This window comes from Ruegeria sp. AB9 (assembly GCF_056542585.1).
This window is the reverse complement of sequence record NZ_JBQGAA010000001.1, coordinates 517,918-543,055: the sequence shown is the minus strand read 5'-3', so window position 1 is coordinate 543,055 and position 25,138 is coordinate 517,918. Positions and strand designations below refer to the sequence as shown.

Annotated in this window: 21 protein-coding genes; 13 read left to right on the top strand and 8 right to left on the bottom strand. The window is 57.7% G+C overall.

What is annotated here, in order from left to right:
- Positions 1-14 precede the first annotated feature (14 nt).
- Complete coding sequence (locus tag ACR0K5_RS02785) at positions 15-440, top strand: GlcG/HbpS family heme-binding protein (RefSeq protein WP_480628210.1); 426 nt, start codon at positions 15-17, stop codon at positions 438-440.
- Positions 441-659: 219 nt separating this feature from the next.
- Complete coding sequence (locus tag ACR0K5_RS02780) at positions 660-1,439, top strand: gamma-glutamyl-gamma-aminobutyrate hydrolase family protein (protein ID WP_480628209.1); 780 nt, start codon at positions 660-662, stop codon at positions 1,437-1,439.
- A gap of 48 nt (positions 1,440-1,487) precedes the next feature.
- On the opposite strand, the gene ACR0K5_RS02775 is transcribed toward ACR0K5_RS02780, so the two are convergent.
- Positions 1,488-3,728, bottom strand: a complete 2,241-nt coding sequence (locus tag ACR0K5_RS02775) for a xanthine dehydrogenase family protein molybdopterin-binding subunit (RefSeq protein ID WP_480628208.1) — start codon at positions 3,726-3,728, stop codon at positions 1,488-1,490.
- A gap of 3 nt (positions 3,729-3,731) precedes the next feature.
- Positions 3,732-4,196, bottom strand: coding sequence for a (2Fe-2S)-binding protein (locus ACR0K5_RS02770; protein WP_480628207.1), 465 nt, complete (start codon positions 4,194-4,196; stop codon positions 3,732-3,734).
- Positions 4,197-4,295: 99 nt separating this feature from the next.
- Here ACR0K5_RS02770 and ACR0K5_RS02765 point away from each other — a divergent pair, with 99 nt between their 5' ends.
- Positions 4,296-4,874: a TetR/AcrR family transcriptional regulator gene (locus ACR0K5_RS02765; protein ID WP_480628206.1), complete on the top strand. Its 579-nt coding sequence runs from the start codon at positions 4,296-4,298 to the stop codon at positions 4,872-4,874.
- Here the strand turns inward: ACR0K5_RS02765 and kynU are convergent.
- Positions 4,867-6,060, bottom strand: coding sequence for a kynureninase (gene kynU / locus ACR0K5_RS02760; protein ID WP_480628205.1), 1,194 nt, complete (start codon positions 6,058-6,060; stop codon positions 4,867-4,869). The genes ACR0K5_RS02765 and kynU overlap by 8 nt on opposite strands.
- Positions 6,061-6,234: 174 nt before the next feature.
- Between kynU and ACR0K5_RS02755 the strand changes: the two genes are divergently transcribed.
- The 5 genes from ACR0K5_RS02755 to ACR0K5_RS02735 all read left to right on the top strand — a co-directional run bounded on the left by ACR0K5_RS02755 (position 6,235) and on the right by ACR0K5_RS02735 (position 11,755).
- Positions 6,235-6,684, top strand: coding sequence for a methyltransferase family protein (locus tag ACR0K5_RS02755; RefSeq protein ID WP_480628204.1), 450 nt, complete (start codon positions 6,235-6,237; stop codon positions 6,682-6,684).
- A gap of 129 nt (positions 6,685-6,813) precedes the next feature.
- Positions 6,814-8,385, top strand: coding sequence for a Re/Si-specific NAD(P)(+) transhydrogenase subunit alpha (locus tag ACR0K5_RS02750; RefSeq protein WP_480628203.1), 1,572 nt, complete (start codon positions 6,814-6,816; stop codon positions 8,383-8,385).
- 13 nt (positions 8,386-8,398) lie between these two features.
- On the top strand, positions 8,399-9,853 hold the full coding sequence (locus tag ACR0K5_RS02745; RefSeq protein ID WP_480628202.1) for an NAD(P)(+) transhydrogenase (Re/Si-specific) subunit beta: 1,455 nt from the start codon (positions 8,399-8,401) through the stop codon (positions 9,851-9,853).
- A gap of 160 nt (positions 9,854-10,013) precedes the next feature.
- The gene (locus ACR0K5_RS02740) at positions 10,014-10,370 is read left to right on the top strand and encodes a VOC family protein (RefSeq protein WP_480628201.1); all 357 of its coding nucleotides are present in this window, start codon (positions 10,014-10,016) and stop codon (positions 10,368-10,370) included.
- Positions 10,371-10,477: 107 nt separating this feature from the next.
- A complete protein-coding gene (locus tag ACR0K5_RS02735) occupies positions 10,478-11,755 on the top strand; it encodes a DUF3422 family protein (protein WP_480628200.1) in 1,278 nt (425 codons plus the stop codon).
- Positions 11,756-12,096: 341 nt separating this feature from the next.
- On the opposite strand, the gene ACR0K5_RS02730 is transcribed toward ACR0K5_RS02735, so the two are convergent.
- From ACR0K5_RS02730 to ACR0K5_RS02720, 3 genes are all read right to left on the bottom strand, one after another.
- Positions 12,097-13,077, bottom strand: coding sequence for an ABC transporter permease (locus ACR0K5_RS02730; RefSeq protein WP_480628199.1), 981 nt, complete (start codon positions 13,075-13,077; stop codon positions 12,097-12,099).
- A complete protein-coding gene (locus ACR0K5_RS02725) occupies positions 13,070-14,077 on the bottom strand; it encodes an ABC transporter permease (RefSeq protein ID WP_480628198.1) in 1,008 nt (335 codons plus the stop codon). Before ACR0K5_RS02725 ends, ACR0K5_RS02730 begins: the two co-directional genes overlap by 8 nt.
- A 94-nt stretch (positions 14,078-14,171) precedes the next feature.
- The gene (locus tag ACR0K5_RS02720; RefSeq protein ID WP_480628197.1) at positions 14,172-15,878 is read right to left on the bottom strand and encodes a peptide ABC transporter substrate-binding protein; all 1,707 of its coding nucleotides are present in this window, start codon (positions 15,876-15,878) and stop codon (positions 14,172-14,174) included.
- Positions 15,879-16,163: 285 nt separating this feature from the next.
- Here ACR0K5_RS02720 and ACR0K5_RS02715 point away from each other — a divergent pair, with 285 nt between their 5' ends.
- Genes ACR0K5_RS02715 through ACR0K5_RS02695 form a run of 5 tightly spaced genes read left to right on the top strand, consistent with a single transcriptional unit; the run spans position 16,164 to position 22,726 of the window.
- Positions 16,164-17,984, top strand: a complete 1,821-nt coding sequence (locus ACR0K5_RS02715) for an ABC transporter ATP-binding protein (protein WP_480628196.1) — start codon at positions 16,164-16,166, stop codon at positions 17,982-17,984.
- A gap of 5 nt (positions 17,985-17,989) precedes the next feature.
- Positions 17,990-19,159, top strand: coding sequence for an acetylornithine deacetylase (gene argE, locus ACR0K5_RS02710; protein WP_480628195.1), 1,170 nt, complete (start codon positions 17,990-17,992; stop codon positions 19,157-19,159).
- 40 nt (positions 19,160-19,199) lie between these two features.
- Positions 19,200-20,366, top strand: coding sequence for a M20 aminoacylase family protein (locus ACR0K5_RS02705; RefSeq protein WP_480628194.1), 1,167 nt, complete (start codon positions 19,200-19,202; stop codon positions 20,364-20,366).
- Positions 20,367-20,381: 15 nt separating this feature from the next.
- Positions 20,382-21,545: a M20 aminoacylase family protein gene (locus tag ACR0K5_RS02700; protein WP_480628193.1), complete on the top strand. Its 1,164-nt coding sequence runs from the start codon at positions 20,382-20,384 to the stop codon at positions 21,543-21,545.
- 17 nt (positions 21,546-21,562) lie between these two features.
- The gene (locus ACR0K5_RS02695; RefSeq protein WP_480628192.1) at positions 21,563-22,726 is read left to right on the top strand and encodes a M20 aminoacylase family protein; all 1,164 of its coding nucleotides are present in this window, start codon (positions 21,563-21,565) and stop codon (positions 22,724-22,726) included.
- Between the two features lie 71 nt (positions 22,727-22,797).
- Here ACR0K5_RS02695 and ACR0K5_RS02690 read toward each other — a convergent pair whose 3' ends face one another.
- Positions 22,798-24,096, bottom strand: a complete 1,299-nt coding sequence (locus ACR0K5_RS02690; RefSeq protein WP_480628191.1) for a 3-deoxy-D-manno-octulosonic acid transferase — start codon at positions 24,094-24,096, stop codon at positions 22,798-22,800.
- 1 nt (position 24,097) lies between these two features.
- Complete coding sequence (gene moaA, locus ACR0K5_RS02685; RefSeq protein ID WP_480628190.1) at positions 24,098-25,105, bottom strand: GTP 3',8-cyclase MoaA; 1,008 nt, start codon at positions 25,103-25,105, stop codon at positions 24,098-24,100.
- Positions 25,106-25,138 lie beyond the last annotated feature (33 nt).

The following is a 25,138-nucleotide window of genomic DNA, read 5'->3' as shown; positions in this document are numbered from 1 at the left end:
AAGAGGAATTTCATATGTCAGTTTCCCTACGCAAAGCTCGCACTATCATCCGCAAAGCCCTTGAAAGGGGCCGTGAGATGGAGTTGAAGCCCCTCTCGGTTGTGGTTCTGGACGCCGGTGGGCATGTCATCGCGTTTGAGCGTGAGGATGGTGCGGCCCCGGGTCGTTTCGGGATCGCTCAGGGTAAGGCCTATGGCTCGGTCATGCTGGGTATGGCGGGTACCGCGCAGATGCAGCGCGCCGAAGCTCAGGCCTATTTCATGGCGTCTGTGAATGGTGTCTATGGCGGTCAGGTTGTGCCTGTTCCGGGCGGCGTTCTGCTGCGTGATCGCAAGGGGGCTGTGATCGGCGCCGTTGGGGTTACCGGTGACACTTCTGACAATGATGCGGTGGCCGCAATGGCGGGAATTGAGGCAGCCGGCCTGACGGGCGAGATTTAACGCAAGCGGTGTATATTTACGTCTCCTAAGTTGATCTGGGAGCGTGTTCTATACTTTCCTTAAATTTTGGGAAATTTTCCCGAAAAATTGAGTAAATCCAGAACGTATAGTGCGTGCCTGAACACGTCCCTGCGCTTTCACGCAGGGCGTGTTTTCTTGCACGTTAATACTGCTGCCGCTAGCTTCCTTGTCAGTCAAAACAACAACAAGGAAAGCGGAATGTCTCGGCCAGTCGTCGGTATCATCGGCAACTCGTATCTCATGAACGACCAATACCCCACGCATGCGGGGGGAACGATGAACTCGGATGCTGTGGCCAATGTGTCAGGATGTCTGCCGCTGCTGATACCGGCTGATCCACGTTATGTCTCGGTCGATGAGTTGCTGGAGGTCTGCGATGGCTTCCTGCTGACAGGTGGCCGCCCCAATGTGCATCCGGAAGAATACGGTGAAGCCGCGACCGACGCTCATGGGGAATTCGACCGCGCGCGGGATGCCATTACGTTGCCGCTGGTTCGCGCCTGCGTCGAAAGGGGGCAGCCGTTTCTGGGCATCTGTCGCGGTTTTCAAGAGGTTAACGTGGCCATGGGCGGTACGCTTTACCCCGAGATCCGCGATCTGCCGGGTCGGATGAACCACAGGATGCCACCGGACGGAACACTGGAAGAGAAATTTGCCTTGCGCCATGTGGTGACACTGGAAACCGGTGGTGTGTTCCAGCAACTGTTTGGTGCGGCAGAGGTCATGACCAACACGCTGCACGGTCAGGGCATCAAAACGATCGGTCAACGCGTTGTCATTGATGGTCACGCACCGGACGGGACGCCAGAGGCGATCTATATCAAGGATGCGCCCGGCTTTACCTTGTCGGTTCAATGGCATCCGGAATGGGACGCGATCAATGATCCGGTCTCACGGCCGTTGTTCGAAGCATTTGGCGAAGCGGTGCGTGAATGGGCGACCGGAACCGTTTATCAAACTATCCAAAAAACTGCCTGAAATAAGCGCCGGCCCGACGAGGGGGAAGGTCGGACCGGTGCTATACGATCAGATCAGAAGGTCGAACTGATTGATCAGTGGAAGGGAGCGTGCGCGTTTTCCGGTCAGGTCAAACAGCGCATTGCCAAGGGCAGGCATCGAAGGCGGCGTGCCCGGTTCACCCGCGCCGCCCATATGGCGGTTGGTTTCCAGCACGCGCACTTCGACCTGCGGCGCTGTGTGCATCCGAACCGCGTCATAGTCGGGGAAGTTGAACTGCTCGACTTCGCCTTCGGCAAAGGTGATCTCGCCAAAGCATGCCGCGGACAGGCCGTACATCATGCCACCGAACATCTGCGCCTTGACGTTCTCCGGGTCCAGCGCCAGCCCCATGTCGCAGGCAATCCAGGCCTTGTTGATGCGGATGGCGCCGCCTTCTTCGACCACTTCGATGACCTGAGCCACAGGCGTGCCGAAGCTGTAGGTAAAGGCCACGCCCCTGCCAATGCCGTCTGGTGTCTGGCCGGTCCAGCCTGACATCTCCTTCACGGCTTCCAGACATCCCGCCGACGGGGCGTGCTCGTTCTTCATCAGTTCCAGCCGGAATTCCAGCGGGTCTTGCCCGGCAGCATGGGCCATCTCATCCATGAATGTTTCATGAAAGAAGCCGTTGTGACTGTTGCCGACCGAGCGCCAGAAGCCGACAGGAATATCCAGATCGGCGACGTGGCCGCTGATGCGATAGTGCGGAACGGCATAGGGTTGGTTGAATATGCCTTCGACCAGCACTTTGTCCGGGCCGCCTCCGTCAAATCCGGTCATTCGGGAAACAGCCTGATGGGTGCAGGATTGCGAAGCAACCTGGCCGTCGATCAGAACCGCCTGACCATCCTTGACCGCACCGCGCATCCGCGCGATTGCGCCGGGCCGGTAGAAGTCGTGGCGCATGTCCTCTTCGCGGCTCCATGTGGTCAGGACCGGTGTGTTCGGCATGGCCATCGCGATCTTGGTGGCGATGACGCCAAAGTCAAACTCGGTCCGGCGGCCAAAGCCACCGCCCAGATAGGTGGTGTGAACTTCGACTGCCTCAGAATCCAAACCGGCTGCTTCGGCAATCTTGCTCTGCATGAAGGTCGGGGCTTGGTTACCGCCCCAGAATTCCAGCTTGTTGCCGGAATACAGTGCCGCCGCCGTCATCGGCTCCATCGTGGCGTGGGCCAGATAAGGTACGGTATATTCGGCTGAAATCTCGGTCGCGCCCTCGGGTAGCGTGCTGACATCGCCGTCATCGCGCATGGTCGAGTTCGGTTTGTCCTCGAACGCCTCAGCAATTTTGGCAAAGATCGCATCGGTTTCCGGCGGGTAAGGTGCATCGCCCCAATCCACGTCGATGGCCTCGACCGCCTGATTGGCGAGCCATGTGTTGGTGGCGATGACCGCCACGCCATTGCCCAGATCAACTATTTTCTCGACCCCGGGCATGGATTTCGCGGCGCTGTCATCAAAGCCATTCATCGTGCCGCCCAGTTTCGGATTGACCCGGACGCTGGCGAATTTCATCCCGGGCAAGCGCACATCTATAGCAAATTCCGCTGTTCCGGTGACCTTTCCGATCATGTCCAGACGCGGCTGGGTCTGGCCCAGGTACCGCCATTCGGACGGGTCGCGCAGGGGGGATTCGATCGGCTCCAGCTTGGCCACATCTTCCGCCAGCTCGGTATAGGCGATCTTGTCGCCATTGGGCGCGATCACATGACCTGAGGCCGTCTGCAACTGGCTGCGATCCACCCCCAACCGGTCGGCGGCGGCCTGTTTCAGCGTCTCACGGGCCGAAGCCCCGGCCTCGCGCATCCGCTCGAATCCATCTTTCATCGAGGTCGACCCGCCGGTGACCTGCAGGCTGATGACCTTGCCGATCACGCCCAAAGCCTGTCCCAGATTGTGCTGGAAATTCGAAATATCGTAACCTTTGTTGGGTAGACCTTCCCCAACCATGGCGGTGTTGTAATAGGCTTGCGCCGCGGGGCCGTGCAAAACGTTGATCTGATCCAGATCGACATCCAGTTCTTCGGCAATCAGCGCTGCCCATGTGGTCTTAACGCCCTGACCCATTTCCGCGCGGGGGGCAAACAGGGTGACACCATTCCGATCGATCAGCACAAACGGATTCAGCGCGGCCTCACCTTCACCGGGTTTCAGGGGGTTGGCTGCAGGGCGGGTGACGTAATAGGCCCCAAAGGCCACGCCGCCGACGATCGCGGTGGAGCCAATCAGGAATGTACGGCGCAGGATTTTTCCAACGGATGCCATGGTTTACGCTTCCTTCAGCTTGGATGCCGCGTCGTGGATCGCAGCGCGAATGCGGGGGTAGGTGCCGCAGCGGCAGAGGTTGCCCTGCATCGCTTCATCGATCTGCGCATCCGTGGGGGTCGGGTTTTCCGCCAGCAATGCGGTGGCCTGCATGATCTGGCCTGATTGGCAGTACCCGCATTGAGCAACCTGATGTTCTACCCAGGCCTGTTGGATCGTCGCCAGCGCGTCTGGCGAGCCAATCCCCTCAATCGTGGTCACGTCGCCCCAGACATCCGACAGCGCAACTTGACATGAGCGCACGGCCTCGCCGTCGATATGAACAGTGCAGGCCCCACAAGCTGCCACGCCGCAGCCGAATTTGGTTCCGGTCAGGCCGACTTCATCCCGCAGCACCCAGAGCAGGGGGACGTCATCAGGCAGGTCCACCTGATGTTGCTTTCCATTGATTTTCAGGGCCGTCGCCATGGCGCACCTCTTGTTGCTTCGGCTGGTTTCTGACATAATTGTATCAAAGTGTCAGGATGTCAATTGACAAAATTAGCAAAAAATGTCAGTGCTTCGGGTATGAAAGATACCAGTGACGATTCACGGCAAAAGGCGATCCTGAATTCTGCGTTTCAAGCCTTTTCCACCTATGGATACCGAAAGACCTCGATGGACGATATCGCGCGCGGTGCGGGGATGTCGCGGCCAGCGGTGTATCTGCATTACAAGAACAAAGAGGCGATCGTCAGCAAACTGACCGAGTTGTACTATGCCGAAAAAAGCGTAGCGGTGGCCGAAGCGCTGGCGACACTAGGATCAGTGCCCGAGGTTTTGACCCGAGCGATTCAGGCGCAAACTGAGGGAATGGCGAAAATCCTAGCCTCTCCGCACGGGCTTGAGATGCTGGACAACACCAAATCCTTGTCCTCCGAAATTATAGCAGCGGGTGAGGCCAAATTAGCGGCAATCTATGCGGATTGGCTGACCCAGCAGGAACAATCGGGCCGGGTGCGCCTGCTGGCTGACGCGGCAGAGACCGGTCGGACGATCACGGCCACGCTCAAGGGGTTGAAGCTGATTGGTGCCGGGGCCGAGGTATACGAACAGCAGGTCGCGCAGGTTGCGGCCCTTATTGGTGCCGGGCTCGAAGTCAGGTAACCCCCTGAAGAACTTTGTATTCGGGCGCGTCCCACAAGCGGTTCTGCATGATATCGGCCATAATCTCGACTGCGCGTTCGACATCGCCTTCATCAATATACAATGGTGTAAAGCCGAACCGCATAATGTCGGGTGCACGGAAATCTCCGATCACACCGCGCGCGATTAGGGCCTGCATCGCGGCGTAACCTTCTTTGAAGCGGAATGAGATCTGGCTGCCACGCAGCTTTGGATTGCGGGGACTGGCCAGTTGCAGATCCGGGCACGTCGCTTCGACGCGTTTTATGAAAAGTTCGGTCAGTTCAATCGATTTTGCGCGTACGTCGGCCATATCGGCCATATCCCAGATGTCCATGGCGGTCGACAACGCCGTCATCTGGATGATGGGCGGTGTTCCTACTCGCATCCGCTCAATGCCACTGCCGGGGCGGTAATCCAGATCGAAGGCAAAGGGCGCTTCATGCCCCAGCCAGCCGGACAAGGCAGGGCGTACGTTTTCTGCCAACCGCGGTGCCACATATATGAAGGCCGGTGCGCCGGGGCCTCCGTTGAGATATTTATAGGTACACCCGACTGCGAAATCGACGTTGCAGCCGGCAAGGTCCACGGGGATGGCACCTGCGGAATGCGCCAGATCCCAGACCGTCACCACACCTTTAGAATGGGCCAGTTCAGTCAGCGCCTTCATGTCATGCATCCGGCCAGAGCGGTAATCCACCTCGGTCAGCATCAGAACAGCAACTTCTTCGGTGATCGCGCCGGCCACGTCTTCGGGATCAACGACCCGCAATTCATAATCGTCCCCCAGCGATCGTAGTAAGCCATCGGCGATGTAAAGGTCCGAAGGGAAGTTCCCGTTATCCGACAGAACAACTTTGCGATCCGGATTCAGCTCAAGGGCTGATGCCACTGCCTGATAGACCTTGATCGACAAGGTGTCTCCGGTCACTACGCTGCCTTTTTCCGCTCCGATCAGGCGACCGACCCGGTCGCCAAGCCCGGTAGGCAAGCCCATCCAACCAGCCTTGTTCCAGCCGGTGATCAGCATCTGGCCCCATTCATCGGTCAGCATTTCCTGTACCCGCGCGGCTGCCGTCCTGGGCAACGGCCCCAGAGAGTTGCCATCCAAATAAATGACACCCTCGGGCAATTCGAACATGGCTTTGGTTGCTGCAAAGTCGGTCATGAAGGCTCGCTAACTTGTGTGATCGTCGTTGATTGCTTTTGAGGTAGCCGATACTCAATTGTGTGTCTATGCGATGCGACATACTGGGCTTTTGCCATCTTGGCCTAAAAGCGGTAGGACATCGCCCAGAAGCGACATGTGCTCGATCTTGTCGTCATTCAAAAAGGGCCCCGAATGCGCTGGATAGATGTACCACCGGTTTGGTTGATCGCCTTTGCGGTATTGGCATGGTTGCAGGCCAAATTTCTGGGGTTCGGCCTGTCGCTTGAGGGCGGTCTTACCGACCTTCTCAGCGGTGTATTGATCGGAGGCGGAATTCTGATGGCCGTATTGGCCATAGTTGAGTTCCGCCGCCACAAGACAACTGTCATTCCGCATAAAACGCCATCATCGATGGTGCAATCGGGCATCTACAAACGCAGTCGAAACCCGATCTACGTAGGTGACGTTCTGATTCTTGCAGGCCTTATCCTTCGGTTTGACGCCGTGCTGTCACTGGTTCTTGTGCCAATCTTCGTCTGGGTGTTGGAGCGCCGGTTCATCCTGCCGGAAGAAGATCGCCTGCGTCGGACATTCCGGGCGGATTTCGCTCGCTACGAGCGTAAGACGCGGCGCTGGATCTAAGGTGGCTTCCGCAATTACACCACGTAAGAAATGCTGCGCTTGCGAAATAATGTTGCGCAGGATACATGTTTGCTTAACAAAGAATACCGACCACCCGCTCACACAGAGTAAGAATTAGGGGGACTGCCAGTGAAGATAGGCACACCGAAGGAGATATTGGACGGGGAGAACCGGGTCGCGATGACACCGGACTCGGCCGTGCAGCTGCAGAAACTGGGCTATGAGTGCCTGATCGAAAAAGGGGCTGGAGCTGCCGCTGGGTTTTCGGATGCTGCTTACGAAGCCGCAGGTGTTGAGGTCGTAAAGACTGCTGCGTCTCTGTGGAAGGCTGCAGATATCGTCGCCAAGGTTCGTATCCCGACCGAGACCGAACTGAAGCGGATGACCAAGGGTAAAACCCTGATTTCTTTCTTCAATCCTGCCGGGAACGAAGAGGGGATGGAGCTTGCCAAATCCAAGGGCGCGAATGTCATTGCCATGGAAATGGTGCCGCGGATTTCGCGTGCTCAGAAGATGGACGCGCTGTCGTCGATGGCCAATATTGCCGGTTATCGTGCGGTGATCGAAGCGGGTAACAACTTTGGCCGGTTCTTCACCGGTCAGGTGACGGCGGCCGGTAAGGTGCCACCTGCCAAGGTGCTGATCGTGGGCGCCGGTGTGGCCGGTCTGGCCGCGATCGGGACCTCGACTTCGCTGGGCGCGATCACTTACGCGTTCGACGTGCGCCCCGAAGTTGCGGAACAGGTCGAATCCATGGGGGCCGAGTTCGTCTATCTGGACTTTGAAGAAGACCAGCAGGACGGTGCGGCCACTGGTGGCTATGCCAGCGTCCAGTCGGACGAGTTCCGCGAGGCGCAGCTGGCCAAGTTCCGTGAGCTGGCGCCGGAAATGGACATCGTCATCACCACCGCGCTGATCCCGAACCGCGAGGCGCCGGAACTTTGGACCAGGGACATGGTCGAGGCGATGAAACCGGGCTCGGTCATCGTTGACCTTGCGGCGGAAAAGGGCGGCAACTGCAAACTGACCGTCGCGGATGAGAAGATCGTGACCGACAATGGCGTGACCATCATCGGCTATACCGACTTCCCCAGCCGGATGGCGGCGCAGTCCTCGTCGCTTTATGCGACCAACATCCGTCACATGATGACTGACCTGACGCCCGAGAAGGACGGTCAGATTAACCATGACATGGAAGATGACGTTATCCGCGGCGCGACCGTGACTCATGAGGGTGAGATCACCTTCCCGCCGCCGCCGCCCAAAGTGCAGGCGATCGCGGCGCAGAAAAAGCCTGAGGTCAAGGAACTGACCCCGGAAGAGAAGAGGGCGCAGGAAATTGCGGCCTTCAAGGCGCAGACCAAGCAGCAGTTCACCCTGCTGGGTGTCGGTGGCGCGCTGATGCTGCTGGTGGGGCTGATCGCTCCGGCCAGCTTCATGCAGCACTTCATCGTCTTTGTATTGGCCATTTTCGTGGGCTTCCAAGTGATCTGGAATGTCTCGCACAGCCTGCACACACCGCTGATGGCGATCACCAACGCGATCTCGTCGATCATCATCGTTGGGGCGCTCATGCAGATCGGATCGGGATCGTTCCTGGTCATTCTGCTGGCGGCGCTGTCTGTCTTCATGGCCGGGATCAACATCTTCGGCGGCTTCCTCGTAACCCGGCGCATGCTCGCCATGTTCCAGAAATCTTAAGGAGGCCGGGCACATGGAATTTGGCTTCACCACTGCCGCCTATGTTGTTGCGGCTGTTCTGTTCATCCTTTCGCTTGGCGGTCTGTCGAACCAGGAAAGCGCCAAACGCGCGGTCTGGTATGGCATCGTCGGTATGGCGCTGGCGGTCTTTGCCACGCTGGTTGGTCCGGGTTCGGGCCTGTGGTTGCTGTCGCTGTTGCTGATCGCGGGCGGTGGTCTGATCGGCCAGTACGTGGCGCAGCGCGTCCAGATGACCGAGATGCCGCAGCTGGTGGCCGCGATGCACTCGCTGGTCGGTCTGGCGGCGGTGTTCGTCGGCTTCAACGCGCATTTTGAAGTTCTGAATGTCGCCGAAGTGATGGCGGTTGCGGATGCCTCGAAAGAGGTTCTGTACACCGGTCTCGGAGGGTTTGGGCAGCTGATCGCCAAGAAAACCCCGGCGGAGCTGTCGATCCTGCATGTGGAACTGTTCCTGGGCGTCTTCATCGGTGCGATCACCTTTACCGGCTCGGTCGTGGCCTATGGCAAGCTGGCGGGCAAGGTGACGTCCGCAGCCACCAAGCTGCCCGGCGGTCACGCGCTGAACGCAGCCGCAGCGGGTCTCTCGCTGATCTGCCTGATCTGGTACACCGCTTCGGGCGGCTTCTTCCCGCTGTTCCTGATGACGCTGGCGGCGCTGTTCATCGGCTATCACCTGATCATGGGCATCGGCGGCGCCGACATGCCGGTGGTTGTGTCGATGCTGAACAGCTACTCGGGCTGGGCGGCTGCGGCCATTGGCTTCTCGCTGGGCAACGACCTGCTGATCGTGGTCGGCGCGCTGGTGGGCTCGTCGGGTGCGATCCTGTCCTACATCATGTGTAAGGCGATGAACCGTCACTTTGTCAGCGTGATCCTGGGCGGCTTTGGCGGCCCGCAGGGTGAGCAGATGGCGGTCGAAGGTGAACAGATCGCGATTGAGGCCGATGGTGTGGCCGCAGCCCTGAACGACGCCGACAGTGTTGTCATCATTCCGGGTTACGGCATGGCGGTTGCGCAGGCGCAGCAATCAGTTTCCGAACTGGTCCGCAAGCTGCGCGCCAAGGGCAAAGAGGTCCGCTTTGCGATCCATCCCGTCGCGGGCCGTCTGCCGGGCCACATGAACGTGCTGCTGGCCGAGGCGAAGGTGCCGTATGACATCGTTCTGGAAATGGACGAGATCAATGACGACTTCCCGGAAACGGATGTAGCCATCGTCATCGGCTCGAACGACATCGTGAACCCTGCGGCACAGGAAGATCCCAACAGCCCCATCGCCGGAATGCCGGTTCTGGAATGCTGGAAGGCGAAACAGGTGTTCGTCTCGAAACGCGGTCAGGGTACCGGCTATTCAGGCATCGAAAACCCGCTGTTCTTCAAGGAAAACACCCGCATGTTCTACGGCGATGCCAAAGCGTCTCTGGACAAGCTGTTGCCCATGATCGACTGATCCGCGGCTTTGACCAAATTGCAAAGGGCGCCCGCAGGCGCCCTTTGCTTTTTTGCATGCAGGGAGGCCTTGCCTCCTGACCTCCAAGGTATTTGCAGCCAGATGAAGCTGGATGAGTGTGTTATGCTGATGCGGCATGACGGATGACAGGAGGCCGGTGATGCAGACAGTAAATGGTATCGGTGGCGTTTTCTTTCGCGCCCGTGATCCCGAATTATTAAGCGCTTGGTATGAAAAACATCTGGGCGTCAATCACTGCGATCCTGTGCCCTGGAGGCAGCGTGAAGGGTACACGGTCTTTGCGCCATTCGCGCAGGACACCGACTATTTCGGGCGGGATGACCAACAATGGATGATCAATTTCCGCGTTGATGATCTGGGTGCGATAACAGCGCAGCTGGAAGCTGCCGGAATCGTGGTCGAAACTCATCCGGATTGGGACAGTGAGGTCGGAAAATTCGCCCGTATTCACGACCCGGAAGGCAACCCAATCGAGCTGTGGCAGCCAAATCAATGAGATAGCGGGCTTGTATACCGTCGCATCCATGTAAGCATATGAAATAAAAAGAGAATTGATGTATCATCTGTGTGTCGTATAGTGCGCCGAACGAGGCGGAACCCTAAATGACACCGATAGATGACCATCCCCTTCGCTATGCGCTGGCCAATGAATTGCATGCGCGACCGTTTCCGGTCGCGTCGATGCCCTGTACGGTGGTCTTTCTGGCGATCAAGAAACCAGATGCTGCAGTCGCTCGCGATCGCAGTGAGGATTTGGCTCACTTAATCAACCTGCTGGACCGCCACGGTGCGCAGCACCCGCAACCCGACGCGACGCATTATGCCGGGCAGATCGGTCGCCATTGGTTGAAGTGGGAGCAGCATACCGAGTTTGTGACCTACACCGCGATTGCCCAGAACGTGAGCGACCGTGCGTTCAACCCGGCCGACTTCGAAGTCTTTCCACCCGATTGGCTTATGGCCAGTCCGGGCCAAAGGGTTACGTCAGCGATGGTGCGCGTGGTCGAACGCGAAAGTGACGACGTGGTGAAATCCAAATTGTTGGATTGGTTCGAGCCTGAAAGCCTGGCTGTGGCCAGAGTACTGGACGATGCCGCCGTTTGCGCCAGCGATTTTCGTATCGATCCGGCAGGTCACATGCGCTTTGCATTGTTTGTGGCCGAGGGCACCGGGCGGCGCCGGACCGGGCGAATTGTCCAGCGGTTGTGTGAGATTGAAACATATAAGGCGATGTCGATGCTGGGATTTGCGCGCGTCAAGCAACTGATGCCGCGCATCGGAGAGTTGGACGGGCAACTCACCCGATTGATGGGGCAGATGACCGACAATTCCGCCCAGCCTGACGCGCTTTTGCAGGATTTGTTGTCGACGTCGATTGAACTCGAAACTTTGTCTGCCCGGTGTTCGTTCAGGTTCGGAGCAACGGGAGCTTATGAAGCTATCGTCAACCAGCGGATCGAAGTGTTGCGAGAAGAACGTTTCGAAGGCGGTCAGAACTTTGCTGATTTCATGATGCGCCGCTATGACCCGGCAATTCGAACTGTGAAATCCACCGAACACCGTCTGCAGGCACTGTCGGACAGGGCGATACGAGCCGGCGAATTGCTGCGAACGCGGGTAGATGTGGAACGCAGCGCGCAAAACCAGGCACTGCTGGAAAGCATGGACCGCCGGGCCGATCTGGCCTTGCGCCTGCAACACACGGTCGAGGGGTTGTCTGTCGTTGCCATCAGCTACTACGCGGTGTCGCTGGTCAGTTACCTTTTGTATCCGTTGACGACCTCGGGCATCAGCAAGGGTATGCTGACTGCGGCAGTTACGATCCCGGTTGTCGCGGGGGTGTGGTTCGCGATCCAACGTATTCGCAAACGGCTTGGATAAGCAGCTTTTGCTAAACGGTGCCGGACCTGTAGAACAGGGGCGTTTGGCAAGTAGAACAAGGGCTTCTGGGGACAAGCATTGTTGCTGAATGGCGTGTCGTCGTCGCCATGTTCATTTTAGATGGTGCCTTGTTCAGAATCTGAACGTCGGGCGCTCCGGCCGAACGTGACAGGTTGGACCTGTCTCATGAGGTACTGGGATGTGATCTGTTGATCGGTCCGCCGCTGTTCGACTTTTGGCGGAATTGTTCGGCCTGCGTCTGGCTTTTGCAAGGTTGCTGCCATTGGCCGTTCTGATCGTGTTCTTAGCCGGCGCGCTGAAGCGCACCGGCTAAGAGTTGTTTAACGCCCGCGGATGCGCGGATCCAGCGCGTCGCGCAGACCGTCACCCAAGTAGTTGACGCTCAGCACCGTCAGCGAGATCGCCAGGCCGGGCCAGAACACGCGCTCAGGATACTGCTGCAGGTAGTCGACACCGTCGAACAGCAGGCGGCCCCATGTCGGGAAATCGGGCGGGAAGCCCAAACCCAGGAAGGAAAGCGCGCTTTCGGTGATGATGGCCGTAGCAATCCCCAGCGTCGCCGATACCATGATCGGAGACAACACGTTCGGCAGGATATGCCGTGTGATGATCTGTGAATTGCTGGTGCCAATGGATCGGGCTGCCAGCACAAATTCACGCTCTTTGATGGCCAGCACGTCACCCCGTACGATCCTCGCTGTAGGCATCCATGAGGTAATGCCGATGGCGCAGACAATCAGGATGAAGATTCCACGCTCCAGTCCGAAAGCGGCCGACAGGGGCTCGCGGAACAGCAGCATCATGACCAGCAACAATGGCAGCAGGGGCAGGGCCAGAAACAGGTCGGTCAGGCGCATAAGCGGGCCATCCAGCCGTTTGAAGAACCCGGCCAGAACGCCGATGAACGATCCCAGAAACAGCGCCAGCAGCATCGCGGTGATGCCTACGGATACCGAAGTTTGCCCACCCGACATCATGCGCGCCAGAATATCCCGCCCCAGTTGGTCGGTGCCGAATGGATGCCCCCAGCTTGGCCCCTGATTACGTGCCCGGATATCGATCTGCGTCGGATCAATGCTCCAGAGATATGGCCCCAGATAGACGCCTGCAACGATGAAGATGAACAGGATCGCACCCAGCATTGCCCCTTTGTGCGTCTTGAACTGATCCCACACGTCACGCCACTGGCTGCGGGGAGGAGTCGTAAGCTCCTCCATCACGTCGGCGGTTGGCAACGCGGTGGATGCCGGAGCCAGACCTTCGTCGGGGATCAGCGTGTCTGATTTATCGTGATCAGTCATAGCGAATCCTCGGATCAAGAATGCCGTAGAGAACGTCTGCTACAAGGTTGAACAGCACGATCAGTACAGCAAAGATGAAGGTCAGGGTTTGCACCATCGGCAGGTCGTTGGCCTGGATCGCGCCGATCAGCAATTGACCGATGCCATTCACTTTGAACACCTGCTCGGTGATGATGGCGCCACCGAAGATGGCCGGGATACCCAGCGCAATAACAGTAACCACCGGGATCATCGAGTTGCGCAGGACGTGGACCATGACCACCGTGTATTCGCTGAGGCCCTTGGCGCGTGCGGTGCGGACATAATCCTGATTGAGGTTGTCCAGCATCGAGGCGCGCATGAACCGGCTGAGCTGCGCGGTGATCTGCAGGGCCAGCACCATGACTGGCATGATCATCTGCTTCAACTGCACCACGAAGCTATCCCAACTGTTAACCACATGCGTTGTGTCGTAGATCGACGGGAACCAGCCCAGCTGGACCGAGAAGATCACGATCACCAGCACGCCCGAGAAGAAGGGCGGAACCGAGAATCCGACCATCGACACGAAGGTACCCATCTGGTCGAACCAGGAATACTGGCGGTAAGCGGAATAGATGCCGATCGGCAGGGCGATCAGGATGGCGACCACGTAGGCGGTGCCAACAACCCACAGGGTCTGCGGGATACGCTGAACGACGATGTCCATGACGGGCGAGCGGGTCTGCCATGAAATCACGCGCAGGTCGCCTTCGGAGAAGGTCGTACCGAACATGGAGTCGATCAGAACCTGAGGCTCGATCCAGAAGAACTGAACGATCCACTTCCAGAACCGGATGTGCATCGGCTGGCCCAGGCCCAGCGCTTCGCGCATCTTCTCTTTGACTTCGGGGGGAACGGTGAGGGGAACCTGCGCCATCGGGTCGCCTGGTGCGAATTCGAGGAGCAGGAAGATGACGAGGCTGATGAACAGCAGTGTTGGAACGGCCAGCACCAGTCGTCTGATTGTAAAATTGAGCATTAAGAGGCGCCTTTATATGCGTCTTCTTGTTGGAGTGGTGTGCAAATGACCGCGCCCCGATAACGATCGGGGCGCGGCTTTGCAAGGTCAGTGCTTAGGAACCGGTCTTGCGGTACCAGTCCGCAATGTTCCACAGCTCGCTGTCCCAAACGTTCAGGACAACACCACCCAAGGTGTTTGCGTGCGCCGACAGACGACCACGGTGCACCAGCGGGATCATACCGCCGTTCTCAACCATGATGTCGTTCAACTGCTTCGCGATCTCGGCACGCTGCTCAAGACCAGCGGTTTCAGCCAGTTTGGCGTGCAGAGCATCGAACTCTTCGTTGCAGAAGCGGCTGATGTTTTCACCCTGCCACTGCGAGTCAGGGCGAGGTGCTTTGTCGCACAGGCCGTTACCCAGGTAAGACTGCGGGTCGGTGCCGTTGAAGGTATTGGCGTACATCTCAACGTCGGCATAGAACTTCTGGAAGGTATCGGGCGAACCCGGGTCACCACCGAAGAAGACCGATGCGTTGATGTTGCGCAGCTCGGATTCGATGCCGATCTGGCTCCACCATTCCTTGATCAGCGCCTGGAAGTCCTGACGGACGGCGTTGGTCGAAGTCTGATAGACGATTTTCATTGGAACACCGTCTTTTTCGCGGACACCATCGCCATTGGTATCGACGATGCCTGCATCATCCAGCAACTTTTTCGCGCCTTCGATATCCTGCGTGTCGCAGGTCATCGAAGTCGAGTTGAACGCGGCAGGGGCCGGAACCCAGTTACAGGTCACTTTACCCGCCTGACCATAACCGATCTCAACCAGCAGCGGACGGTCGATGGCCATGGACATCGCTTTGTAAACTGCCGGGTCCTGCAGGAACGGGTGCGGATGGGCAGCCGTCGAACGCTCGCCTTCCGGAAGATCGGGCGAGGGGTTGGTCTGGTTCAACATAATGCGCTCGACCAGCGGGCCGAAGCCAGCAACCGGTGTTCCTTTGCCACCTTCCTGCATCTGCGCGATCACTTCCGGTGCCAGCTGCAGGTTCCAGGCATAGTCAAATTCGCCTGTTTCCATGACGGCACGACCCGCAGCAGTCGCGTCACCGCCGCCTTTGAAGGTCACGGTCGCGAAGGCGGGCTTGGCCGGATCGCGGTAGTTGTCGTTGGCCTTGAAAGTAATCACGTCATTCGGCTTGAACTCGGTGACGACAAACGGACCTGTGCCAATCGGGTTGAAGTTCTGTTCGGTGCATTCCGGGGCTTTGGCACCCATGCAATTGTCGAACTGGGCCTTCTGCAGGATCGGGCTTTCACCGCCAACAAACGGGCCGTAGGGGAAGGGGGTCGGCGCGTCGAATGTTACTTTGACGGTCATATCGTCAACCGCTTCGACCGAGGTAACGCCTTCAAATTTGGTTACCTGCGCACAGCCGCCTTCGGGATGCATGCAGTAATCAGCAGTGAATTTCACATCCGCCGAGGTGAACGGTGTGCCATCCGACCAAGTGATTCCAGGCGCGATTTTCCAAGTGATCGAAGTGAGGTCTTCGCTGACGCCACCATTTTCAACCGTAGGTACTTCTGCGGCCAGGAAAGGTACCATGTTACCATCCTGGTCATAGCGGGCCAGCGGCTCGATGACCAGCGAGGCGGCCTCGATGTCTTTGGTGCCACCCGACAGGAACGGGTTCAGGATTGATGGTGCCTGCCAATAGATGATGCTGACATTGCCGTCCGAACCGCGCTCGGCAAAGGCCACCGGGGCCATTGCCGTGCTCGCGATCGCACCAAGCAAAAGGGTTTTGATTTTCATAAGTCACTCCCGAATTGGACACGTTCGTGTCTCGATTATCTCCGCAAGGCCTGCGGGTTTGGCGTTGCCGTATCGGGGTAACGTTTTGATCAACAATGATAAAAGCGCTAACGATTTCCATCGGCGCCGCCGCCCCAAGCCGGTTACGTTGGGTATCGAAACAGAACTTGAGAAAAATGCAAGTGGTGCCGTCGCGAAAATGTGTAATGGGTTTGACTTTTCCTGGTGGCCCGCCGTAGCGTTCGGCATTCAGAACAAGAATAACGTCGTCAAGGGAGCGCGAGCGTGCTGGATCAGCCTATTGCCCAAATCAAAAAACTGCGGGTGGAATTTCAGACGAAGGACGGTCCTGTTGTCGGGGTCGAAGACGTCTCATTCGAGGTCAAACCAGGCGAAACCGTTTGTATCGTTGGCGAATCGGGCTCTGGAAAGTCGGTTTCGTCGTTGTCGCTGATGCGGCTGGTCGAGTTCGGTGGCGGTGAAATCGCGGGCGGAGAACTGCTGTTTGATCGTCGCGATGGCGAAGAAATGGATCTGTCAAAAGCCGATCAGGATCTGATGAAACAGATTCGCGGCAATGAGATCGGGATGATCTTTCAGGAACCGATGACGGCGCTGAACCCCGTTTTCACCGTGGGTCGCCAATTGACCGAAGGTCTGCGCATCCACAAAGACATGTCGAAGGCGCAGGCCGAGGACCGGGCGCTGGAATTGCTGCGTCAGGTTCGCATCCCCGAGCCCGAACGTCGCCTGAAGCAATACCCGCACGAGTTGTCGGGTGGGATGCGCCAGCGAGTTGTCATTGCGATGGCAATGGCCTGTGAACCGCGCCTGTTGATTGCAGATGAACCCACCACAGCACTGGACGTGACCATCCAGGCCGAGATTCTTGCGCTGATGGATCGCCTCAAGCGGGAAACCGGTACTGCAGTGATGTTTATCACCCACGATATGGCTGTGGTTGCTCAGATGGCGGACCGCGTGGTGGTCATGTTCCGCGGCAACAAAGTCGAAGAGGGCACAGTCAAAGAGATCTTTGAAAACCCGCAGCACGACTATACCAAAGCTCTGCTGGCTGCGGTGCCGAAACTGGGTGAGATGCAGGGCAAATCGGCACCTGAGCCCATGAAGTTGTTGGGCGTGGAAGGGCAAAATATTGCGCCGATCCCGGGCACAGAAGACGTTCTGCTGACGGTAAAAAACCTGACCACTCGATTTCCGGTGAAAGGCGGGCTGTTGCGCCGCACGATCTCGAACGTGCACGCGGTCGAAGATGTTTCGTTCACTTTGAATAAGGGGCAAACCCTTAGTCTTGTTGGTGAATCCGGCTGTGGCAAATCTTCGGCTGGGCGTTCGATCCTGCGACTTGTCGAGCCGCTGGCGGGTGAGATTAATCTGGACGGCGTCGATATCATGAAGCTGGACCAGTCGGGCTTGCGCAAGGCGCGGCTTGATATGCAGATGATCTTTCAGGATCCGTTCGCATCGCTGAACCCGCAGATGCAACTGGTTGATCAAGTGGCCGAGCCGATGCGCAACTATGGCGTCGCATCGGGATCGGAATTGCAGGATCGTGTGGCGCAACTTTTCGACAAGGTTCAACTGCCGCGCAGCTTCATGCGTCGGTTCCCGCACGAAATGTCCGGTGGTCAGCGTCAGCGGATTGCGATTGCCCGTGCTCTGGCCCTGAATCCCAAGCTGATCATCGCGGATGAAGCAGTCTCGGCCCTTGACGTATCAGTGCAGGCGCAGGTTCTGAACCTGATGATGGAACTGCAGTCTGAGCTGGGCCTGTCCTATCTGTTCATCAGTCACGATATGGCCGTGGTTGAGCGTGTCAGCCATTATGTCGGGGTGATGTATCTTGGCCGCATTGTCGAACTTGGCCCCCGTGCACGCGTGTTCGAGAACCCGCAACACCCCTATACGCAGGCGCTGATGAAGGCTGTTCCGATTGCGGACCCGAACAAGCGCAAATCGGAAAAGGACCTGAACTTCAAGCCGATCCCGTCTCCGATCCATCCTGTCGGTCACAAACCTGAACCCTCGCAATATCAAGAGGTTGAGTCAGGACACTTCATTCTGACTACGGACAGCGGATACTGACCCCAATGGCAAAACGCCTGACGCCGCTTGAGATCATGACCAAACTGATCTCTTTTCCAACCGTAAGCCGTGAAACCAATCTACCTTTGGTGGATTGGGTTGAGGAATACCTGAAAGGCCATGGAATCGAACCGCATCGCTGGCCCGATCCGGATCAGCCGCACAAAGCCGCGATCATTGCGCATGTTGGTCCTTTGCAAGAAGGCGCGGTGATTCTGTCCGGCCATACCGATGTCGTGCCGGTTGACGGGCAACCGTGGGATACTGACCCGTTCACGGTGACCGAGAAAGACGGCAAGTATTTCGGGCGCGGCACCTGCGACATGAAGGGCTTTGACGCTTTGGCGATTTGGGCTCTGGTCGAAGCGCGTTACACTGATATCAAGCGACCGCTTCAACTTGCGCTCAGCTTTGACGAAGAAGTTGGATGCACCGGTGCCCCGCCCATGATTGAGGCAATGCAAGAGGTTTTTCCCAAGGGGTCAGCGGTGATTGTGGGTGAGCCGTCGATGATGCAGGCCGTGACAGGGCACAAAGGCGGTTTCGGCTTTGATACCCATATCGTAGGGTTCGAAGTTCACAGCTCCATCATGCATACAGGCGTCAACGCGATCCTGGAGGCTGCTCCTCTGATCGACTGGGCCAATCAGCAAAACGCGAAGAACATGGCGGCAGATCCCAGCGCGGTTGCCGCTGTATTCGATCCACCGTGGACGACCTGTCATGTTGGCATGATCGAAGGCGGTACGGCTCACAACATCACTGCCAAAGACTGTCGGTTCATGATGGATTTCCGCACCGTGCCGGATGAATCCAAGGCGCATTGGCAGGATGCGTATTTCCAGCAGGTCCGCGCGGCCGAGGCCCGGATGCAGACTGTTCATCCGGACGCCCGCATCGAATTGTCTGAGCACTTTTCGATCCCGGGGCTGGTGCCTGAAAAGGACGGCGAAGCAGAAGCTTTGGTGCGCGTTCTGACCGGGGACAATGCAAGCCACGTCGTCAGCTACGGGACCGAGGCGGGTCAGTTTCAGGAGGCCGGGTATTCAGCCGTGATTTGCGGTCCTGGTGATATTGCGCAGGCTCATCAACCGAACGAGTTCATATCGATTGCACAATTTGAAGCCGGTCATAAGTTTATGCAGCGCTTGGTTGAAAAGCTGAGCGCCGAGTAGAATCTAAAGTAGCATCAGCAGCTCAGAGGAAGGTTTTGAGATGCCTGTCAAAAACAGACTTGCAGAAATGCACGGCGATATCACCAAGTGGCGCCGCCACCTGCATGCGCACCCGGAACTGATGTATGACGTGCACGAAACTGCTGCATTCGTCGTCGAGCGCCTCAAGGAATTTGGTGTCGATGAGATCACTCCGGGAATTGGCAAGACGGGTGTCGTGGCTGTTATCCGGGGGCGGCAGAACACGACCGGACGCGTGATCGGGTTGCGCGCAGATATGGACGCCTTGCCGATCGAAGAAGCGACGGGGCTGGACTATGCCTCTACTGCCTCGGGCAAGATGCACGCCTGCGGGCATGACGGGCATACCTCGATGCTGCTTGGGGCCGCCCAGTATCTGGCCGAGACCCGAAATTTTGATGGCACAGCTGTCCTGATTTTTCAGCCCGCGGAAGAAGGCGGCGCAGGTGGTCTGGCAATGTGTCAGGACGGTCTGATGGATCGCTGGGGTATTCACGAAGTCTATGGCATGCACAATATGCCGGGGTTGCCGGTAGGAGAGTTCGCGATTCGGCCCGGTGCACTGCTGGCCTCATCTGACGAGTTCGAAATCATGATCACCGGCAAGGGCGGACACGCAGCCGCGCCGCATGACGCGGTGGACGCGACGCTGGTGGCCTCGCATATCGTTGTGTCGTTGCAATCCGTTGTGGCGCGTACCGTTGATCCGATCAAACGCGTTGTCCTGACAGTGGGTACGTTCGAAACGGACAGCGTTGCTTCGAACGTGATTGCGCATACAGTTCGTTTGCAGGGAACCGTCCGGACGCTCGATCCCGAATACCGCACGATTGCAGAAGAGCGCGTGCGCAGAATCGCCGAGGATACGGCTTCGGCCTTTGGAGCAAGAGCTGATGTTGTCTGGACGCCGGGGTATCCTGTGACGGTAAATTCCGAGGCAGAGACGGCGTACGCTGCCGAGGCGGCCGAGGCTGTCGCGGGAAAGGTCAATGGCAACACTGATCCGATCATGCCCTCGGAAGATTTCGCCTACATGCTTGAAGAACGGCCCGGAGCCTACATCTTTATCGGGAACGGGGATACGGCCATGTGCCATCACCCGGAATACAATTTTGACGACGACGCGATTCCCGCCGGCTGCAGTTGGTTTGCCGAGATTGTGGAACGACGATTGCCCGTCGCTTAAATCAGGGAGAATGCCATGCCGATCAAAAACCGCCTCGCAGAGATGCACGAAGAGATCACAGGTTGGCGGCGTGACATTCACCAACATCCGGAAATTCTGTACGACACACACCGCACCAGCGCACTGGTGGCCGACAAACTGAAGGAATTCGGGTGTGATGAGGTCGTAACGGGCATCGGTCGCACCGGCGTGGTCGGGGTTATTCGAGGTAAGAGCGACACGCAAGGCCGCGTGGTTGGTCTGCGAGCCGACATGGATGCTCTGCCGATGCAGGAGCAGACCGGGCTGGACTATGCCTCGAAAACGCCAGATGCGATGCATGCCTGTGGGCATGACGGGCATACTGCGATGGTTTTAGGAGCGGCAAAGTACCTGACTGAGACGCGCAATTTCGATGGCACGACAATCGTGATCTTTCAGCCCGCAGAAGAGGGCGGGAATGGCGCCGAGGCCATGTGTAAGGACGGTCTGATGGACCGGTTTGGCATTCAGGAAGTTTATGCGATGCACAACGTGCCGGGCGTACCGACCGGGCAATTCGCTATCCGCTCGGGCCCGTTACTGGCTGCGGCGGACGAGTTTGACATCCATCTTGAAGGGCGCGGAGGCCACGCTGCAAAACCCCATGAGACGGTCGATACAACGGTGATGCTGTCGCAGCTGATTGTGGCATTGCAGACGATTGTGTCGCGCAATGCGGATCCGATCCTGCAAGCCGTGCTGTCCGTGACCTCGGTCGAGACGTCCTCGAATGCGTTCAACGTAATCCCGCAATCGGCGCAGATACGCGGTACCGTCCGGACCCATTCCAACGAGATGCGGGACCTGATCGAACAACGCCTCGAAGAGGTCGCAGAAGGAATCGCTGCGACATTCGGTGGTTCCGTGAACGTCAACTATACGCGCGGTGTTCCCGTGACGATCAATGCCGAAGCTCAGACGGGATTTGCCGAAGAAGCCGCAGTCTCGGTCGGCGGCAGCTGCATCGAGGCGCCGATGGTGATGGGGGGCGAAGATTTCTCGTTCATGCTGGAAGAACGGCCCGGAGCATTCATCGTTCTGGGCAATGGCGACAGCGCCGGGTTGCACCACCCTGAATACAACTTCAACGACGAGATTATCCCGATCGGATGCTCGTGGTTTGCAGAAATGGTCGAGCGCCGAATGCCGGCGGCTTGAATTAGGAGAGAGAAGATATGCCAGTCAAAAACCGCTTTGCCGAATTGCAGGATGAAATCACCGCCTGGCGACGGGATCTGCACGAAAACCCGGAAATCCTGTTCGAAACTCACCGTACGAGTGCAGTGGTGGCCGAGAAACTTAAAGAGTTTGGCTGCGACGAGGTTGTTACCGGCATAGGGCGTACCGGCGTCGTGGGTGTGATCAAGGGCAAATCGGACAGCAATGGCAAGGTCATCGGTTTGCGGGCGGATATGGATGCGCTGCCCATCCATGAGGCGACGGGGCTGGATTACGCCTCGAAAACGCCGGGTGCCATGCATGCCTGTGGCCATGATGGCCACACGGCGATGCTGTTGGGGGCTGCGAAATACCTGTCCGAAACCCGCAATTTCGATGGCACGGTTGTTGTGATCTTTCAGCCAGCAGAAGAGGGCGGCGGCGGTGGTCGCGAAATGTGCGAAGATGGCATGATGGACCGCTGGAATATTCAGGAAGTCTATGGAATGCACAACTGGCCGGGGCAGCCTATCGGCAAGTTCGCTATTCGCCCGGGTTCATTCTTTGCTGCAACCGATCAGTTTGACATCACTTTCGAAGGGCGCGGCGGCCACGCTGCCAAGCCTCATGAAACAGTTGATACCACCGTTCTGGCGGCGCAGGCGGTTTTGGCGCTGCAAACCATTTCCTCTCGCAATGCCGATCCGATCGATCAGGTCGTGGTTTCGGTGACGTCGTTTGAGACGTCGTCGAAAGCCTTCAACGTGATCCCACAGACCGTTCAGATCAAAGGCACCGTGCGTACAATGAGCAAGGACATGCGCGATCTGGCTGAAAAGCGGATTAACGAGATCTGCAATGGCATCGCTGCCACGTTCGGAGGCACCGCGGACGTCACCTACATCCGTGGGTATCCGGTGATGGTGAACAGTGACGAACAGACGGAATTCGCGGCCGATGTCGCCCGGTCGGTATCCGGGGATTGTGACGAGGCGCCTCTGGTCATGGGCGGTGAAGATTTCGCCTTCATGCTGGAGGAACGTCCGGGCGCGTATATTCTTGTGGGCAATGGTGACACCGCGATGGTCCATCATCCGGAGTACAATTTTAACGATGAAGCGATTCCTGCCGGGTGCAGTTGGTGGGCAGAGATCGTTGAGCAGCGGATGCCAGCGGCCTGAGGGAAAGAATGGGGGCTCTGCCCCTACACCCCTGAGGTATTTTTAGCCAGATGAAGAGGGACCCGGCCCTTTCACGTCAGGTCGAGCGACGTGCACAGCGTGTCAATGACAGAGTTCAGCGCGTTACTTTGTGTTTTGACGCAGGATTGGGCGGCCCGACAAGCATGTGTCAGGGCCTGACTGTCTGAAAGCCAACGCTCGACCGCTGCAGCGAGATCCTTTGTGGTTTGAACCTCAATGGCACCACCAGTTTTGATCAATGGTGCGAATGTTTCCGCAAAATTGAAGTATCCGGGGCCAGTTATCACGGCGGCTCCGGCTTGTGCCGGTTCGAAGGGGTTGTGGCCGCCGATTTCCTTCAGAGAGCCACCCAGGAACACGATGGGACATAGTGCATACCATGTCCCGGTCTCGCCCAATGTATCCGCGACATATACTTGGGTTTCGTTTCTGACCCGGGAATTATCTGATCGGAACGCGGCGTTGAGATCGGAATCTTTAAGTAGTTTAGCGATCTCGCCGCGTCGCTCTGGGTGGCGCGGGATTAGCAGAAGCAGAAGTTCCGGCCAGCGGTCCATAAGTGATTTATGCGCGGCCAGAACGCTTTCTTCTTCGCCTGCATGGGTCGAACTGGCGATCCATACCGGTCTGTCGGCGATTTGCGCACGTATGTCATCCAGCGTGTTTTGATCCACGGGAAGGGGATCGGACATGGCTTTGAGATTGGTGCCGGGTCGGACTCGATCGGCAGGGGCACCCATGGCCGTGAGGTTGGCTGCGGTTTTGTCGTTTTGCGTCAGGAAAAGGTTGAATTTGTTCAGAACGAACCGTGCTGTCCTTGGTCTCTTTTCCCAGCCTGCGACGGATTTGTCGGACAGTCTTGCATTCAACAGGGCCAGCGGAACGTCGCGTTTGGCACTTTCGACAATCAGCCGCGGCCAGATCTCGCTTTCGACGAAAACCCCGCCATCTGGTTGCCAATGGTTCAAGAAGCGCAGGACCGGGCCCGCTGTATCAAGTGGTGGATATTGGTGCCGCGTAAGAGGAGGCAGGCGCTTTTCGATCAGAGAGGCTGAAGTCGGGGTGCCGGAGGTGATTAGAAATTCGGTTTCGGGCAGGCGGTCTGCCAGCCGTTTGATCAGGCTGAGGACGGAAAGGCTTTCGCCAACGCTGGCGGCGTGAAACCAGATCAAACGCCCTTCTGGCCGGGGCAGGCTGGCATGACCCAGGCGTTCTTGTTGGCGCTCAACAGGTACGTCTGCTGCCCGCAGTTTGTTTCGAACGGTCCGCCATATCAGAGGCGCGGCCAGAGACGTGAGGGCGCAGTACAAATGGTACAACGCCGTGGGACGACCGTCGTGATCCGGCATATCAGCCGCCTGTGTGGCTCATATGACGGCTCATCTGGCCATCGACGGCTTGGCGGGAATAGTCGAAGTCATGCCCTTTGGGTTTGAGGGTAATCGCCGAGCGGATGGCATTCTCAAGTGGCTGTTCGGTATCCGGATGGTCGCGCAGGGCGCCGCGCAGATCGGCCATGTCTTCCTGACCAAGACACATGTAAAGCTCGCCAGTGCATGTCAGGCGGACCCGGTTACAGCTTTCGCAGAAATTGTGCGACAGCGGTGTGATGAAACCGATTTTCTGACCGGTTTCTTCCAGCCGGACATACCGCGCCGGGCCACCGGTGCGTTCGGTCAGATCGGTGACGGAATAGTGGTTTTCGTACTCTTTCCGGACGTCCTTGAGCGACCAGTACTGGTCCAGGCGGTCTTCGTTGCCAATATCGCCCATAGGCATGACTTCGATCCAGGTCAGATCCATATCACGCTCGGCACACCATTCCGTGATCTTCGGAAGTTCAGGCTCATTGAACCCCTTCAGGGCGACCGCATTGATCTTGATCCGCAAACCAGCCTTTTGCGCAGCGTCAATTCCGTTCAATACCTGTTTCAGGCGACCCCAGCGCGTGACCTTGGCAAACTTGTCATCGTCCAATGTGTCCAGAGAAACATTCACCCGCCGCACTCCGGCAGCATACAGGTCTTCGGAAAAGCGATGCAGTTGTGAGCCGTTGGTTGTCAGCGTCAGCTCCTTCAGTGCGCCGCTGTCCAGATGACGGGTCATGGCGTTGAAAAAGGTCATGATATTACGGCGCACCAGTGGTTCGCCACCCGTGATGCGCAGCTTTTCGACCCCCATCTTGACAAAGGTCGAACACATCCGGTCCAGTTCCTCCAGCGTCAGCAGGTCTTTCTTTGGCAGAAAGGTCATGTTCTCGGACATGCAATACACGCAGCGGAAATCGCAGCGGTCCGTGACGGAGACGCGAAGATAGGTGATGGCGCGGGCAAACGGGTCGATAAGCGGAGCTGTCATGCCGTAATAGGTAAAGCTGGAACCGGTCCGCGA

What these genes read in the sequence shown, in the direction of transcription:
- ACR0K5_RS02705 (WP_480628194.1), top strand. Translation starts at nt 19,200, where the DNA reads ATGCCTGTCAAAAACAGACTTGCAGAAATGCACGGCGATATCACCAAG.
- ACR0K5_RS02770 (WP_480628207.1), bottom strand. Translation starts at nt 4,196, where the DNA reads ATGGCGACGGCCCTGAAAATCAATGGAAAGCAACATCAGGTGGACCTG.
- ACR0K5_RS02720 (WP_480628197.1), bottom strand. Translation starts at nt 15,878, where the DNA reads ATGAAAATCAAAACCCTTTTGCTTGGTGCGATCGCGAGCACGGCAATG.
- moaA (WP_480628190.1), bottom strand. Translation starts at nt 25,105, where the DNA reads ATGACAGCTCCGCTTATCGACCCGTTTGCCCGCGCCATCACCTATCTT.
- ACR0K5_RS02695 (WP_480628192.1), top strand. Translation starts at nt 21,563, where the DNA reads ATGCCAGTCAAAAACCGCTTTGCCGAATTGCAGGATGAAATCACCGCC.
- ACR0K5_RS02700 (WP_480628193.1), top strand. Translation starts at nt 20,382, where the DNA reads ATGCCGATCAAAAACCGCCTCGCAGAGATGCACGAAGAGATCACAGGT.
- ACR0K5_RS02785 (WP_480628210.1), top strand. Translation starts at nt 15, where the DNA reads ATGTCAGTTTCCCTACGCAAAGCTCGCACTATCATCCGCAAAGCCCTT.
- ACR0K5_RS02725 (WP_480628198.1), bottom strand. Translation starts at nt 14,077, where the DNA reads ATGCTCAATTTTACAATCAGACGACTGGTGCTGGCCGTTCCAACACTG.
- kynU (WP_480628205.1), bottom strand. Translation starts at nt 6,060, where the DNA reads ATGACCGACTTTGCAGCAACCAAAGCCATGTTCGAATTGCCCGAGGGT.
- ACR0K5_RS02740 (WP_480628201.1), top strand. Translation starts at nt 10,014, where the DNA reads ATGCAGACAGTAAATGGTATCGGTGGCGTTTTCTTTCGCGCCCGTGAT.
- ACR0K5_RS02745 (WP_480628202.1), top strand. Translation starts at nt 8,399, where the DNA reads ATGGAATTTGGCTTCACCACTGCCGCCTATGTTGTTGCGGCTGTTCTG.
- argE (WP_480628195.1), top strand. Translation starts at nt 17,990, where the DNA reads ATGGCAAAACGCCTGACGCCGCTTGAGATCATGACCAAACTGATCTCT.
- ACR0K5_RS02735 (WP_480628200.1), top strand. Translation starts at nt 10,478, where the DNA reads ATGACACCGATAGATGACCATCCCCTTCGCTATGCGCTGGCCAATGAA.
- ACR0K5_RS02765 (WP_480628206.1), top strand. Translation starts at nt 4,296, where the DNA reads ATGAAAGATACCAGTGACGATTCACGGCAAAAGGCGATCCTGAATTCT.
- ACR0K5_RS02775 (WP_480628208.1), bottom strand. Translation starts at nt 3,728, where the DNA reads ATGGCATCCGTTGGAAAAATCCTGCGCCGTACATTCCTGATTGGCTCC.
- ACR0K5_RS02780 (WP_480628209.1), top strand. Translation starts at nt 660, where the DNA reads ATGTCTCGGCCAGTCGTCGGTATCATCGGCAACTCGTATCTCATGAAC.
- ACR0K5_RS02690 (WP_480628191.1), bottom strand. Translation starts at nt 24,096, where the DNA reads ATGCCGGATCACGACGGTCGTCCCACGGCGTTGTACCATTTGTACTGC.
- ACR0K5_RS02730 (WP_480628199.1), bottom strand. Translation starts at nt 13,077, where the DNA reads ATGACTGATCACGATAAATCAGACACGCTGATCCCCGACGAAGGTCTG.
- ACR0K5_RS02755 (WP_480628204.1), top strand. Translation starts at nt 6,235, where the DNA reads ATGCGCTGGATAGATGTACCACCGGTTTGGTTGATCGCCTTTGCGGTA.